This is a genomic window from Brevibacillus laterosporus (genome assembly GCA_007833815.1).
GTDB classification, from domain to species: Bacteria; Bacillota; Bacilli; order Brevibacillales; family Brevibacillaceae; genus Brevibacillus_B; species Brevibacillus_B laterosporus_D.
The window spans coordinates 4990052-5004926 of record CP033464.1; the positions used below are offsets into that span (position 1 = coordinate 4990052).

At 42.0% G+C, this 14875-nt stretch carries 16 protein-coding genes; 6 read left to right on the forward strand and 10 right to left on the reverse strand.

Going from position 1 to position 14875, the window contains the following annotated elements; genetic code table 11:
- Window position 1 precedes the first annotated feature (1 nt).
- Window positions 2-943, reverse strand: a complete 942-nt coding sequence (locus EEL30_24575) for a 2-dehydropantoate 2-reductase (GenBank protein QDX95189.1) — start codon at window positions 941-943, stop codon at window positions 2-4.
- Window positions 944-1093: 150 nt separating this feature from the next.
- Here EEL30_24575 and EEL30_24580 point away from each other — a divergent pair, with 150 nt between their 5' ends.
- On the forward strand, window positions 1094-1783 hold the full coding sequence (locus EEL30_24580) for a TIGR00266 family protein (protein ID QDX95190.1): 690 nt from the start codon (window positions 1094-1096) through the stop codon (window positions 1781-1783).
- A gap of 91 nt (window positions 1784-1874) precedes the next feature.
- On the opposite strand, the gene EEL30_24585 is transcribed toward EEL30_24580, so the two are convergent.
- The 5 genes from EEL30_24585 to EEL30_24605 are packed head-to-tail and all read right to left on the reverse strand — an operon-like array spanning window position 1875 to window position 6719.
- A complete protein-coding gene (locus tag EEL30_24585) occupies window positions 1875-3416 on the reverse strand; it encodes an acyl-CoA carboxylase subunit beta (protein ID QDX95191.1) in 1542 nt (513 codons plus the stop codon).
- Between the two features lie 16 nt (window positions 3417-3432).
- Window positions 3433-4206, reverse strand: a complete 774-nt coding sequence (locus tag EEL30_24590; protein ID QDX95192.1) for an enoyl-CoA hydratase — start codon at window positions 4204-4206, stop codon at window positions 3433-3435.
- Between the two features lie 13 nt (window positions 4207-4219).
- Window positions 4220-5104 (reverse strand): hydroxymethylglutaryl-CoA lyase, encoded by an 885-nt coding sequence (locus EEL30_24595; protein QDX95193.1) that lies wholly within the window; start codon window positions 5102-5104, stop codon window positions 4220-4222.
- Between the two features lie 50 nt (window positions 5105-5154).
- Complete coding sequence (locus EEL30_24600; protein ID QDX95194.1) at window positions 5155-5367, reverse strand: biotin/lipoyl-binding protein; 213 nt, start codon at window positions 5365-5367, stop codon at window positions 5155-5157.
- 5 nt (window positions 5368-5372) lie between these two features.
- Entirely contained in the window at window positions 5373-6719 is a 1347-nt protein-coding gene (locus tag EEL30_24605) for an acetyl-CoA carboxylase biotin carboxylase subunit (protein ID QDX95195.1), read from the reverse strand.
- A gap of 206 nt (window positions 6720-6925) precedes the next feature.
- Between EEL30_24605 and EEL30_24610 the strand changes: the two genes are divergently transcribed.
- On the forward strand, window positions 6926-7393 hold the full coding sequence (locus EEL30_24610) for an N-acetyltransferase (protein QDX95196.1): 468 nt from the start codon (window positions 6926-6928) through the stop codon (window positions 7391-7393).
- Between the two features lie 120 nt (window positions 7394-7513).
- Here the strand turns inward: EEL30_24610 and EEL30_24615 are convergent, their stop codons facing one another.
- The 3 genes from EEL30_24615 to EEL30_24625 all read right to left on the reverse strand — a co-directional run bounded on the left by EEL30_24615 (window position 7514) and on the right by EEL30_24625 (window position 9851).
- The gene (locus tag EEL30_24615) at window positions 7514-8278 is read right to left on the reverse strand and encodes an RsfA family transcriptional regulator (GenBank protein QDX95197.1); all 765 of its coding nucleotides are present in this window, start codon (window positions 8276-8278) and stop codon (window positions 7514-7516) included.
- 140 nt (window positions 8279-8418) lie between these two features.
- A complete protein-coding gene (locus EEL30_24620; GenBank protein ID QDX95198.1) occupies window positions 8419-9210 on the reverse strand; it encodes an enoyl-CoA hydratase/isomerase family protein in 792 nt (263 codons plus the stop codon).
- Between the two features lie 272 nt (window positions 9211-9482).
- A complete protein-coding gene (locus EEL30_24625) occupies window positions 9483-9851 on the reverse strand; it encodes a Spx/MgsR family RNA polymerase-binding regulatory protein (GenBank protein ID QDX95879.1) in 369 nt (122 codons plus the stop codon).
- 230 nt (window positions 9852-10081) lie between these two features.
- On the opposite strand from EEL30_24625, the gene EEL30_24630 reads away from it, so the two are divergent.
- Window positions 10082-10789, forward strand: a complete 708-nt coding sequence (locus tag EEL30_24630) for a transcriptional regulator (GenBank protein QDX95199.1) — start codon at window positions 10082-10084, stop codon at window positions 10787-10789.
- Between the two features lie 95 nt (window positions 10790-10884).
- Window positions 10885-11157 carry a DUF2626 family protein gene (locus EEL30_24635; protein ID QDX95200.1) on the forward strand — a complete coding sequence of 91 codons (273 nt, stop codon included), beginning with the start codon at window positions 10885-10887 and terminating at the stop codon, window positions 11155-11157.
- Window positions 11158-11235: 78 nt separating this feature from the next.
- On the opposite strand, the gene EEL30_24640 is transcribed toward EEL30_24635, so the two are convergent.
- Window positions 11236-12462, reverse strand: a complete 1227-nt coding sequence (locus tag EEL30_24640; GenBank protein QDX95201.1) for an SAM-dependent methyltransferase — start codon at window positions 12460-12462, stop codon at window positions 11236-11238.
- A 125-nt stretch (window positions 12463-12587) separates the two neighbouring features.
- Here EEL30_24640 and EEL30_24645 point away from each other — a divergent pair, with 125 nt between their 5' ends.
- Both EEL30_24645 and EEL30_24650 read left to right on the forward strand, forming a co-directional pair.
- A complete protein-coding gene (locus EEL30_24645; protein ID QDX95202.1) occupies window positions 12588-13688 on the forward strand; it encodes a hypothetical protein in 1101 nt (366 codons plus the stop codon).
- Between the two features lie 16 nt (window positions 13689-13704).
- A complete protein-coding gene (locus EEL30_24650) occupies window positions 13705-14763 on the forward strand; it encodes a hypothetical protein (GenBank protein ID QDX95203.1) in 1059 nt (352 codons plus the stop codon).
- Window positions 14764-14875: the final 112 nt, after the last annotated feature.

The following is a 14875-nucleotide window of genomic DNA, read 5'->3' on the forward strand; positions in this document are numbered from 1 at the left end:
CTTATCCCCTTTGGGCCATCAAGCCTGCTTTGAGAAGAGTTGCTTTGTATACTGCCTCCTGCTGTGGCGTTGCTATATTAAGCTCTCTTCCTCGCTTTACAATATAGCCATTGATTGCTTCAATCTCCAATGGACGATAATTCAGCAGGTCCTGTAGCATTGAAGAATAATTTCTGGATGTATTTCGGCAAATTTGTACAATTTCCTGCCAAGTTGATTCGTCAATTTTTTGCCCGTGTAAGGATGCGACTTCTTTTGCCTCTACAAATAGCCTTTTCATAAGGCTCACTGTATCTGGAGAATCAAGCAATGCACCATTCGGAATTTCAAATAGAGTAGTCAGCGGATTAATGACAGCATTCGCCATCAACTTTCGCCACATCACCATATGAATGTCTAAAACATACATGATGTCAAGCCCAGCCACCTCCCCCATAGAAAGGAATGCTTCGATTATTGGGTCTAAGATGAGTGACTCCTGATCTTGTCCGACAATCGAACCTAATTGCCAAATCCCCTTACCCGTATGTTCCACTTCCGTAAAAGAGTGGCGTCGCGCCCCTTCGGTATGAACGCCAAGATAAATCTGGTTAAGAGCCAGCACCTCCTTCAGTTGATCGTCGTGACCCATGCCATTTTGTACAGCAAGAATGCGTGCACTCGGAGCAAGTTTACGTAAGACAGGCAATACCTCAGTGAGACTTGTCTGTTTGACCGCTAACACATAGAGATCAGCTTCTGGAAGGGCACCCTCCATAGAGACGGCTTGTATGTGAATTCGTTTCTGTTCGCCTTGTAAGGAGCGCAACAGTAGACCGTACTGAGTTAGTTCATCCGCCTGCTGTCGCGTACGTGTAATCACCTGCACCTGTGAACCTGCTAGACACAATCTGGCAGCCAACAACAATCCAACAGATCCGCCACCAATGATTGCGATTTTCATAAAAACTCCCAACCTTTATCACATAAGTTAGATACAATCAGCATAACAAATAATCACGAGGCGGAAAATGCCTTACATAAAATTTTTTGTGGAATGTTTCTGAAAACTAACTTATAATCCCCTTGAAAACAACTAGAAGGTGGGTTACGTATGGAATATCATATTATGGGCTCTACCATGCAAGCTCTCCAATTTAACTTACAACCCGGTGAGCGACTGTTTACCGAATCGGGATCAATGACTTGGATGAGTGAAAATATCAAAATGGACACCAGCTTTAGGGGAGGCATGCTCAAATCTCTTGGCCGAGCGTTTGCTGGAGAATCTTTGACCTTCACCATTTTTGAAGCGCAACGTACACCTGGTATGATTGCTTTTGCGCCAGCAGCGCCAGGTAAAATAATTCCGTTAACCATCCAACCGGGATACGAAATTATTGCTCAAAAACACGCCTTTTTGGTGGGAACAGAAAACATTGATGTCTCCATCCATTTCCAAAAAAAACTAGGTACGGGCTTTTTTGGCGGAGAAGGCTTCATCATGCAGCGTTTAAGTGGTCGCGGAATGGTCTTTTTAGAAATCGACGGCGAAGTAGCTGAGATGGAATTACAGCACGGGGAGGTCATTAAGGTGGACACAGCCCATGTTGCAGCCTATGAATCCTCTGTTGATATGAGCATTGAGCGTATTAAAGGCATTAAAAATGTTATTTTTGGCGGAGAAGGTCTATTTTTAACAACCTTACGTGGTCCAGGTAAAATCTGGCTACAAACCATGACTATCGCCGGATTGGCAGGTAAAATTGCGTCTAGCATGGGAAAGTCCGGTAACGGCGGATGATTAACGGAGTTGGAGATTTATTTAAGGATTGAATTCCCGTCGTTCTATAGTAAGGCTAGAAAGGGACCCCTACTGCGGAGTCCCTTCTTTTTTATACTGGATAAACCGGATGTTTGCGATTGGTAAACGTTTGCTGTTTACATTGGTAAGCATCAAAGCGCCAGATTAACTCAGTTCGCAGGTTAGACGGTTCAATAATAGCATCCACAATCAATTCAGAAGCAAGTAGATAAATGTCGATATCCTCTTGATACTCCTGACGTTTTTCCATAATAAATGCCTGACGCTCCTGCGGGTCCTCAATCGCTTGAATTTTGTTACTATAGACAGCATTTACGGCCGCCTCTGGTCCCATCACAGCAATTTGTGCATGAGGCAAAGCAAGAGTAGCATCTGGTTCAAATGCAGAGCTAGCCATCGCATACAGACCGGCACCGTAGGCTTTTCTCACAATAACAGAAATTTTTGGTACAGTCGCTTCAGCCATTGCTGAGATCATTTTAGCTCCGTGGCGAATAATGCCAGCACGCTCTACCGCTGTCCCGATCATAAATCCTGGCACATCGGCAAGGAACAAGAGAGGAATATGGAAGGCATCACATAAGGTCACGAAGCGCGCTGCTTTATCCGCTGAATCAACGAACAACACGCCACCTTTGACACGTGGTTGGTTCGCTATAATTCCTACTGGTTTTCCGTCTAAACGAGCTAAACCGGTAATCAACTCTTGAGCAAATAATTTTTTGATTTCAAAGAATGATCCATCGTCTACCAGCGTATCAATCAAATCATACATGTTAAATGGCGCATTCTGATTTTCTGGGATGAGTGCATTGATATCTTTTGCTGTCTCTACTGGAGATTTGGCTTCTACCACTGGCGGTTGTTGTTGATAATGCGATGGGAAAAAGCCAAGATAACGACGTGCTGATGTAATAGCTTCTTGTTCGCTTGCAGCTAGGACATCCCCACAACCGCTCACGCTACAATGCATACGAGCCCCGCCCAGTTCTTCTAGCGATACTTTTTGACCAATAACCATCTCAGCCATCCGTGGAGAACCTAAGTACATACTTGCATTATTTTCTACCATGATCACGATATCGCAAAAAGCTGGTATATATGCCCCTCCTGCAGCAGAAGGGCCAAAGAGGATGCAAATTTGCGGGATTTTACCTGATAATTTCACCTGATTATAAAAAATGCGTCCTGCTCCACGACGACCTGGGAACATTTCCAACTGATCTGTGATACGTGCTCCCGCTGAATCAACAAGATATAGCAGGGGAACGCATAGTTTTTCCGCTGTCTCTTGAATACGAATAATTTTTTCTACCGTTCTGGAGCCCCATGATCCCGCCTTCACTGTAGAATCGTTGGCCATGACGCATACCGTTTGTCCATTTACTTTACCAATCGCGGTGACTACTCCATCTGCCGGTAGATCGCCCGCCTTATAGTTCGCAAACAAACCATCCTCTAGCGTATACTCACCCTGGTCAAACAATAGAGTCAGTCGATCACGCACAAACAGCTTACCTTGTTCCTTTTGCTTTTCATGGTATTTCGGATCTCCACCTTGTTTTACTTGTTCCATCCGCTGCCGCAATATCTCTTCCATTGATTGGCTCATCTTTTATCCCCCTAGCTTATTCCCCTCGATATACGGGCTTCCGTTTTTCTGCAAAAGCTACAAGTCCCTCTAGGCGGTCTTTCGTTGGAACTAGGATTTGGTATGCATTACTCTCTATCGCTAATCCTGTTGCCATGTCCACCTCCATGCCAAAATCAATCGCCCATTTAGCTTGAGCAAGGGCAATCGGTGCGTTCAAAGCTATCTGTTGAGCAAGAGAAAGAGAAGTATCTAGCACCTGTTCTACTGGAGCTATTTGATTAACCAGACCAATTTCCAGTGCTTCTTGGGCTCCAATGCGACGTGCTGTCAGAATTAATTCCTTCGCCTTTCCTTTTCCAATCAATCTAGGTAGTCTCTGTGTCCCCCCAGCACCTGGGATAATTCCAAGCGATGTTTCGGTTAAACCCGTTTGTGCTGTCTCACTCATAACACGCAGATCGCAAGCAAGAGCAAGTTCCAAACCACCGCCAAAAGCAACCCCGTTCATTGCAGCAATTACCGGTACAGACAAACGTTCCACTTGGGTAAATACATCGCGGATCGTGCGAATATACTGCTGCACCTGTGACTGTTGCATCGTTTTTCTCTCTTTTAAATCGGCTCCAGAACAAAAGGCTTTGTCACCAGCTCCCGTAATGACTACAACACGGATCTCTGCATCAGTAGCTACCTCCGTCAGTAGGCGCTGAAATCGCTCTAGCGTCACTAGATTTAAGCAATTGTATACCTCTGGACGCTGAATGGTAAGGATGCCCACCTGACCTTGTCTTTCAAGTTGAATGCTCATACGCCCCTCCTTATCACCCTGTCGCCGTCTTTAATACTTTGGATGGTAATTCTCGTCCCAAGATTTTCTGAATGAATTGACCTGCTTCAACCAACTTATCTAGATCAATTCCAGTGTCATAGCCCATTCCATGCAATAAGTACACAACATCTTCCGTAGAAATGTTGCCTGCAGCTCCGGGAGCATAAGGACATCCCCCCAGGCCACCAATCGAGCTGTCAAATGTGCTAATTCCATGTTGCAAAGCCGCTACCACATTAGCTAAACCTGTTCCTCGTGTATCATGAAAGTGACCAGCAAACCAGGTAGCCCCCCACTCTTTGTCAAAAGTAGCAAATACCTCATGTACCTGCCGCGGAGTTGCAACTCCAATGGTGTCACCGATGGATAGCTGATACACACCCATAGCGAGTAGCTTCTCCACGACTCGCATACTTTCCGTCAAAGACACCTCACCCTCATAAGGACAACCAAAAACAGTAGAGATATAGCCGCGGACCCGCAGCCCCATCTTTTGTGCTTCTTCAGCCACTTCTGCCAATACACCATAGGTATCTTCCCGTGTTTTATTAATGTTCTTGAAATTATGGGCTTCACTGGCCGACATGAAAATCGCTATCTCATCCACCTGATTCGCAGTTATTCGTTGCAGACCTGTCAGGTTAGGCGTCAGCACACTATAGTGAACGCCATCTAATCGAGATATACCAGCAAGAACCTGCGTGGCATCGGACAATTGCGGAATCCATTTAGGATGCACGAGCGAGGTCGCTTCAATATGGCGGACTCCCGATTGTGCCAGCTTCTCGATCAGCTCGATTTTATGTTCTGTACTGATGACCGCCCCTTCATTTTGTAAACCATCTCGCGGTCCTACTTCATACACGGTAATCTGCATAGGAATTCAGCTCCTCAACCGAACGATCGCTCAGTTTGTTTGCAAAAAAATTATTCTAACTCTAGAAGAACATCTCCCTCATTGACAAAATCCCCCACATTCACTTTAACCGTCGCCACTTTTCCAGTAATCTCTGCTTGAATCGGCACTTCCATTTTCATGGATTCTAACATAACAACATCTGCTCCCGCACTTACTTCCGCCCCTGCTTGCGCCAATAATTGAATAACCGTTCCTGCCATACTTGCTGTTACTTGTTTCATCTCATTTACACTCCTTTAGGTTCTCTCATTTGTTGGATAAATTGGGTGTCGTAGCATCCCTTTTGAAAGGCTGGGTGCTCTAAAACATCCTGCAAAAACGAAAGGTTAGTTTTTAACCCTTCAATTTTATAGCTCTGAACCGCTTGCTGTGCAAGTAAAACGGCCTGTTCACGTGTCTCGCCTGATACGATCAGCTTAGCAATCATCGGATCATAAAACGGGGTCACTATCGTGCCAGTTTCCACTGCATCGTCAATACGAACATTTTCCATCTGGGGTACGTGATAGGCAGTAATCGTACCAGGTGATGGAAAAAAGGTAACGGGATCTTCCGCATAAATCCTTAGTTCTATCGCATGTTGCTTCGCTTTGACCTCTTCTTGGGTAAAAGATAATGCCTCGCCACGAGCTATACGAAGTTGCCATTCGACTAAATCAAGTCCAATCATTTCTTCTGTAACGGGATGCTCCACTTGCAGACGAGTGTTCATTTCTAGAAAGTAAAAGGTGCGATCCCCATCCATAATAAATTCGACAGTTCCTGCCCCCGTATATCCGACCGCCTTGGCAGCTGTTACGGCCATTGCACAAATACTAGCCCGCGTCTTTTCATCCAAAAACGGTGATGGACTTTCTTCAACAACCTTTTGATGTCGACGTTGGATGGAGCATTCACGTTCCAATAAGTGTAAGATGCTTCCCTTTTGGTCTGCTAAAATTTGCACTTCAATGTGATGCGGTTGCTCAATATAACGCTCCAAAAACATGGTGTCATTGCCAAAATAAGCTTTTGCTCTTCCTTTAGCTGAAAGGAATGCGTGGCGCATCTCATCGTCACTATGACACACCTGCATGCCGATGCCTCCGCCCCCTGCACTCGCTTTAAGCATGAGCGGATATCCAATTGAAGCTGCTAATCGGACTGCGTCCTCCGCTGTCTCTAGATGATCTTCAATACCCGGTACAACAGGTACACCTGCTCTGCGCATGAGTTGTCTTGCTTTTACCTTATCTCCCATTTGCTCGATGACAGATGGAGAAGGCCCAATAAAGAGTAAGCCCACTTGTTCACAGCGCTCAGCAAACTCACTATTTTCAGAGAGTAGTCCATAGCCTGGATGGATAGCATCCGCACCCGCTTCTTTGGCGGCGGAAATAATGGCCTCCTTATTTAAATAGCTTTGTGGTACTGGTGGCGGTCCAATCCGAATTGCTTCATCTGCTTCTTTAACAAATAAAGCGTCTTTGTCCGCATCGGAATATACAGCTACGGTTGCTATGCCCATCTGTTTGCAGGTACGTATGACTCGTCTTGCAATTTCCCCCCGATTGGCGATACAAACCTTTTTCACGACCTCACCCTCCTTTTCACACAAAAAATTAGTCTCTTCTTTATTTTGCCACTAATTCGTCAATTCTTCTAGATATCAGGTAGAAATTTTTTCATAACACGAAATTTTCCCTCTAAGCACACTTATCAGTATTCATTTTGAGCATTTCCGGGTAATCACGTGTATAATAAAAAGGCAGACGTTATTTTTGAAAGGGGGCCATATAAATGTATGAAGTAGTACGCTTGCATATTAATTATAAAACGTTGGAAGAGTTCCAAAAATTCCGTGAGTTCGGTCTTGAGGAGCTGTCTATGAAAGAAGATTTGCAAGCTAATATCATCGAAAACGACTCTGAATCTCCCTTCTATGGGATTTATCATGAGGATCGTTTAGTTGCCCGCATGAGTCTATACAAAATTGACGCGAAATATGATCGTTATTTTGAACCACAACAAGATTATTTTGAATTATGGAAACTAGAAGTATTACCAGAATATCGAGACAATGATTATGGAACTGCACTAGTCAACCATGCCAAGAGCTTTGGTTTACCAATCAAAACCAGTTCTCGTTGTAGAGCAGATCAATTCTGGACCAAAATGGGGTTCTTCCCTGTAAAATATAACCCAGTTCGCGATAGAGGAGAAAATCCCTACGCCTGGTTACCTACCACGGTAGGTTTACAAGAATAGCTTTTTTTCTAGTTATTACCTACCTATGAGTAAGCTGACCCATCATTATGTCAGCTTGCTTTTTCATTCAACGAAAAGCGGTCCCATCTAGGACCGCTCATCCACATAACTTTTAATCGTTTATTCAATCCGTTCTAGGTTGCCATTTGAATCCATTTTAAAGACCGGCTTTGTTGATTCCTCTTCTTTCAAAAATGCCAATCGTCTTGCGCGATCCATGATCTGCAACAGGGCTTTATAATCGTTGTTTACCCCGATATGATCCTCTAAATTTTTTCTTAGCTGTAAATTGTGTTCTTTTAAATCTTTTATTTCTCGTTCTCGTTGTTCCAATTCTCGCTCTAACTGCTTAGATCTACGCACAATATCTTTATAGCCTTGTAACAATCTTATAGCCGACTCCACCTGCTGTTCCTCACCCACTGCTCTAGAGGTTTCTATAGCCTGTGTAAACGTCGGTATGGGCATAGCTACCGCTGGCTTTATTTCCTGAGCCTGCGAAGTGCTTTCGTGTAGATGAAACTGTTGGGAGATAATTGAATCCAAAACTGGGTCATTCTTCGGCTTTTCGCGTGGCTCTGGTGCACTAGCTTCTATTGGTTCACTTGAAAGCTTTGTATTATCTACACGGATATCTGGCTGAATTCGTCCCAACTTTTTCATTTGTTGACGCTGCGCCTTAGCTATGGAAATCGCGGCATCATATTGTTTACGTACAGTGCTATTCCAACGAAAACCGCATGCGGCGGAGGTACGTCCCAACCGCTGCCCTACTTCTTCAAAAGCTGCCAACTGCGTACCACCCTCGCGAATATGGCGAAGTGTTACTTCTGCGAGTACCAGATCATCATCTTCCGTCCAAGCATCTTGTCTTGAAGCTACCATATATAAAGTCCCTCCCGTTAACTGATAAGAACGATGTAGTTCATTCTATGCTTTTCCCTACTCTTCTAGAATCGCAATTACTAGAAAAAAGTATCTCCAAGCTGACTGTTCTTTAAACGGGAGTGAATCTATTTAACTAGCTATTCGTTTTTACGAAAAAATGTGGATATATAGTGAAGGTGTTCGTTGTTCCCCCATAACGTCGCACATTGCTCTAGCTCCAACTGAATGGATTCTGGTAGCGATATACCGTTTTTCTTCCAAGCTAGCATGTTCATATAAGCTGAAATACTCTCCAATGGTTGCCTAGCAATGGCTTCGGCAAATTCAAACGTCTTCTCTCTCAGTTTGTCCTCCTGGTACACACCTTCCACTAACCCTATCTGTAAAGCTGCTTGAGGTCCCACCTTCTCCCCGGTCAACAACAAACGTAACGCTCTAGATTCTGGCAATTTCACAAAAAGGCGACTACCCCCACCAAATCCCGTAGTAATATGCATATTAATTTGCACAAAAGCAAAGACAGCTAGTTCGCTCATAAAGCGAAAATGACAAGCACAGGCAAATTCGGCTCCACCACCGATAGCAGGGCCATTTACCATCGCAATGGTTGGTTTACGAAAGGAATCAATTCTTGTTAACAATTGCTCTGCCTTCTGTAATAAAGGCAGGGAATCGGCTCCCTTAACTGCTCCAAATTGATGCAAGTCCCCTCCTGATACAAATGCGCTACCTTTTCCGGTAAATAAAATCACCTTTATAGAAGCATCCTTTTCGCACGTGGTAAGAGCATCTTGCAATTCCTCAATCATCTCTAGGCTTAATGCATTACGTACATGGGGACGATTACAGATAATCTCGGCGATACCATTCTGTTTATGTACTAAGATGTTTTGGTACATGACAAACACTCCCTTCGCAACTTCCTCCATTGTAGTATGGACAAGGTCGTCGCGAAAACCCGTTTCCTCACTATATTCAGTAGAAAAGGGATTTTTCAACGTTTTACACGCATATCAAATAGTAGCAATCAGCACATTACTATTCATATAATTTTATATTTTTTTATACAACAAAAAAAATGTCCACGCATGCAGGCTTGTCGCAAATGTGCTGGAAAGCAGTTCAAGCCCTGTTATCATGTGGACATTCTTTGGATAAATGATAAAATAACGAGTAAATCCAATTAGTTACTCAATTCCTTTTATAGAAAAAATTCTTTCATCGCTGATTGGTTGTAGCCAACAATTAGGTGCTCACCGTCAGTCAAGATGGGACGCTTCAGCAATGCAGGATCTTCGCTCAACATTTCCAAAAGTTCAGATACAGTCATGTCATTAATATCCATGTCCAAATCTTTGAACTTCTGACTGCGAGTCGATAACAATTCATCCAAACCGCTTGACGTCATCTTAGCAATTTCCAAAAGTTCGCGCACGCTTGGTGGGTTTTTGAACAGGTGACGTTCTTCGTAATTTACTCCGTTTTCAGCCAACCACGCTTTTGCCTTACGACAGGACGTGCAACTCGGATATGTAAAAAACGTTAGGGTACCGAGATTTGCATCTTTCATAGCTGTTGCCATATTGCATTCCTCCATGTAATAAAGGTGTAATATTAATGATGAAGTCACTTTACTTTATATAGTAGATTCTAGTCCTTTATTTAACACTATGTCAATAGTATTTAATATAAAATCTTAATAAAAATTATTTACAAATCAAGGATATATAACAGAAGCTTAACAATTCACTAGAAATGGGCTACACTATAAGACGAATGTTTTTGAAAGGGGGGATTCTTATGGAAAAGGCGCTAAAATTAACCAGTGCGCTCGCAGACCCCACACGTTTTTCTATCTATCAATATGTAACCGATTCAAGCAAACCCACAACAGTTCATGAAGTGGCGGAACAGTTTTCCATTCACCCTAACGTAGCCCGTCTGCATTTAACTAAATTGGAAGACGTTCAATTACTCCAATCTCAACTGGACAAAAGCGGAAAGGGCGGGAGACCAAGTCGACTTTACTCTATTTCAGAAGAAGTTGTCAGTCTGCAGTTTCCTCCAAGAGACTATCAGCTTTTGGCAGACATTGCTATTGAATCACTCCTTTCCTTGGGAGTAGCAGGACAGGAAGCTTTAATTACGATGGGAAAACGCTTGGGTCTAGAAGCAGCTAAACGTGCAAAAGACACAAACAGACTGGCTCCTTCACGCACGCTTGAAGACAAATTGGATTGTATCTATCGACTTGCTTTAGCACAGGGATTACGTCCCCAGTTCGAAGTAATGGACGATCGTCACGTTCGTTTCCGCGTATTTAACTGTACATTCTCAGAAATCGCTAAAAAACATCCGGCCAACATTTGCAAAATGCATCACGCCATGCTAGAAGGTATTTTTCAGGCCTACTTTGGCGATATTGAGCTGGTACCTGAAACGTCCATGATTGGTGGATGCGAGTCATGCAATTATGTGATCGCTGATTTACAAGAGCACCTGACATAATTCTGTCAAACCTCAATCGTTTACACTGCTTGACATGTCCTATATAATGAAAACGACAATCTTTTCAAAAAGTTCTGCCAAAAGGGGGGATACATATGGATCGCATGTTTCGCGTGCTTAGCTTCTGGACACTAATGATCGCTATTATGGCCTTCTGGGGTAAATTATTCCCGATGTCATTGTTGTTCTTTGGATTGACGGCTATTTTCCTGGCCCTTGGTTATATGCGTCTTACGGAAAGAACCTATCTGAATCTTTTCTTCTGTTTTATGTTTGTTTCATTCGTGGGATTTACGTATTACACGTTCTATGGAATGCCACCAGCATCAGCAGGAGGAGAACATTCTTTCCTGCACTTATTAATGTAAAAATCATTTCTTAAGAAGCAACAAAGAGCGAACCTAAACGGATTCGCTCTTTTGTTTGCCTTTGCTACCACTCATATATCATTTTCTCTTTTTTCTCTGCGTTTTCTCCTGAATCAGCACTCGAAATAATCCGCCCAATCCGCTTGGTAAAAGCAACTGTTGAATGGCTCTATTGCGCTTCATTGCCACACTTGTAAAGGGATCGGTGTCTTGATGTGCCTGAGCCTTCTCTAAAATACCGTTAGCCAGCAAAAATTGATCCTGACGTGTAAACGACTTCGTAACAAGTCCGACCGCATCTCCACACTCCATCAATCTGCTGAAATTAACATGGGCGGTTATATCCTGCTCTCCTACCCGTTCTAAATAATTTTCATTCATCTGGTGCTGATAATAACAAGAAAGTGTTCCTTTTCTTCGACTAGGATGATAAAGGTCTTCTGCTATATCCCCGTAGTCAATACTAATTACACGTCCTCGTTCTAGCATGCTACTAAAGGCGTTCATCACCTCTGCTATCCCCGACTGCACTTCTATCCGCATTCCATCTGGTAATTCTATGGGAAGTCCTGGAATGATAGCAACGACTTCTGGCGATATTTCAGGCATATTCCATTCTTGAAAAACAATATCTTGTGATTCATCTACATGTGCTAGTTGCAAAGTTTTTGATGCTTCTGTTGTAGAAGTTGACAATATTGCTGTTGCTGTAAATCTTTCTTCTGTATCTGGTATCACTTTCGGGTCAAAACCAATTCCTATCTCATGCCACTCCCCTTGTCTTTTTTCCAATAAGTGAACAGGGAATGCGTCAAAATATTCATTTGAGAAAATAACACCCTCAAAACGTTCATTTCGCGCCGCTTCCTCTACAGAATCGTACCAAACTTTTGGAAGTAAAAAGGAATGTAGACTCTCTTGTTGCAAGCAGACATGGTACGGACTAATTTCTACCATAATCACTCTAAGTCTCGCATATAATTCAGCATCTACCTCTCTAATTCGAGTCAAAACCTGTTGCATTAAACGCCCTGTTCCTCCTCCTACTTCCATTAACACCGGGTCTATCATTTCATTCTGTCTAAAAAATAGGAGAATAGAATCAGATAACGTCTCTCCAAAGATGTTACCAACTTGGGAACTAGTATAAAAGTCCCCGTTTTTACCTACTTTGTTTTTCTGCTTCATGTAGTAACCTAATTCTTGATGATATAAACAAATTGCCATAAATTCAACAAATCGAATCATTTTTTTCTTCTGATTTTTCATTTCTTGGCATAGATATCTTCTTAGTTCGAATGTCATGTATATACACTCCCCAATCTGCAAATATGTTCGTTAAAAATGAAACAGCTTTTTTTTTTACACACAAATTGGTAAAGAACGTCTATAATGGTATAGGTATTATGCAAAAATTTAGGAGGTTTATAATGAAAACGTTTAAGACCAAGCTACCAATCTTTCTTGCTATCTTCGCTATGTTTGCCCTTATTCTTGCGGGCTGTGGGGCAAAACAGTCAGGAAAAGATGTAGCACAAGAAGCTTTCAAGAAACAAATTTCTATGAATGCTTACAGCTTTAGTGGTTCCTTGAAATTCAAAGTAGATGCAACAAACGAGCAATTAGAAAATGATCCACAAGCAAAAATGGTTCTAGATGTGTTAAAAAATTCCGAGCTTACATATCGTGGGAACCAATCTTTAGAACCTTTTCAAACAGAACTTATTCTTGATGCAAAAGTAAATATGCAAGGTGTTAATACTACTTTCTCCGTACCAATGATTATGAATCAAGATAAAATGTGGATTAAAGTTCCTGCTCTTGGTTTCCTTCCTGGTATGGAACAGTTAGAAGGTAAATACATTGAACTTGATTATAAAGAAATGAAAAAAATGGCTGATGCTCAAGGCCAACCAGCAGCAGTACCAGATTTCTCACCAGAAGCCATGAAAAAACAAAAAGAAGCAACAGTAAAACTAGCTGATACACTCTTTAAGCATTATGGTCCTGAATATTTTGTAGAAGCAAAGAAAGAAGACATTCCTAATCTACCAGCTGAGATAAAAGCTGATCGTGTAATCAACATGAAACTGACTAATGAAAATCTGGTTCCATTCTTGAAAACAACGGTAGATAATGTAATTCCAGAAGTAGTTAAAGCTATGTCTGAAACACCTGCTTATAAAGATATCTTAGCACAAGATTCCACTCAACTTGAGGATATGAAAAAAGGATTGAAAGATCTATCTGCTGACATCGATAAAAACAAAGATTTGATCAAATCAAACTTTAACATTCAAAAAGGAAATTCTTTTGTAGTAGTGGATAAAGACAACTATATTCCATACCAATTGGTAGATTGGGATGTAAAAGTATCTGACAAAGAAGACCCTGACATGGGCTCAATCGGTATCTCGTTTATCTTGGAACTAAAATATTCCAATTTCAATGTAGCTCCTAAATGGGAACTGGCGCTTCCTAAAGCTGATGAAATTATTCCGCTTTCTCAGCTGATGCAAGGCAATTTGTAATTATTGATGGAAGCCTATGCGTAAAAGAATCCTATTTTTCCTTTGCTTCCTGTTAGCTCTTCCTCCGTCTCTAGCTACAGCGGAGGGAGCTCTCCCTTTGGAAAAAACGATTTTACAACAACATCTAACACAGTTGGAATTAGAGCGTAACTTACAACTATTAAAACATGATGAGAGTAAACTCAATAGGGATTTGGCAGAGCTTGAACTAGAGGCAAAGAAGCAAGAACTAACGATCTCATCCAAACGCAAACATGCTGGAAAAGTAGCTAGAGCCTATTACATGGGGAAACGAAATGATTTGGTAACCCTGCTGTTTAGTGCGGACGATTTTAACCAAGTGCTGGCAAGTGCACGTCTATTGGAAACAATTTTTACTAGTGACATGAAAAAGCTGGAGAGTTTTCAAATAGAGTTAGCTCGTGCCAACAACTTGTCTATTCAAAAACAAGGTCAACTAAAAAAGATTAGAGAACTAAGGCAGATGTATGAAAAACGTCTTGCCGACATGATTGCCATCAAGATGTTAAAGGAAGAAAATCTGCTTAAATTATCTGATTCCTCTTCCGTTGAAGCATTAATGGAAAATCTAATCAATGATTGGCGTTCGCGTGGCTTACCTGTATTTCGAGACTTTTTTGGCGTGCTTGCCAGAGTGATGCAAGATCTTCCTCAACTAATCACTCCGGATCACATTCAGTCCGAAGGCTTATTCACTCACAAGCTAACGATTACAGAAGAGGAATTTAATAAGTTCTTGCTTTCAAAAGATCCGATCTTCCAACACGCATACTTTGCATTTGACCATAATGAACTGGAAGTAGTAGGTAACTACAATCAGGTGAATTTGAAAATTATAGGTTCTTACGAAGTGGTCTCCCCCACCGAGTTACGGTTTCATATTACTAAACTAATGTTTGATGGATACGAACTGCCGGAAAGTACAGCAGAGGAAATGACAAAAGAGTATGACCTCGGCTTTTATCCTGCTTTAATCAATCCAAACATTCAAGTACAAGAAGCCACTTTGGATGGGCACAAGCTACAAATTAAGGTGAAATTCAATATTTTGTAAGATAGTCCTATACAACAACCAGCAAAAAGCTAGCACAGGAATTATACCTGGAGCTAGCTTTTTACTTATACTTCTATTTGGTTGCGTCTACTTTAAACGTTCATTTTTAAGA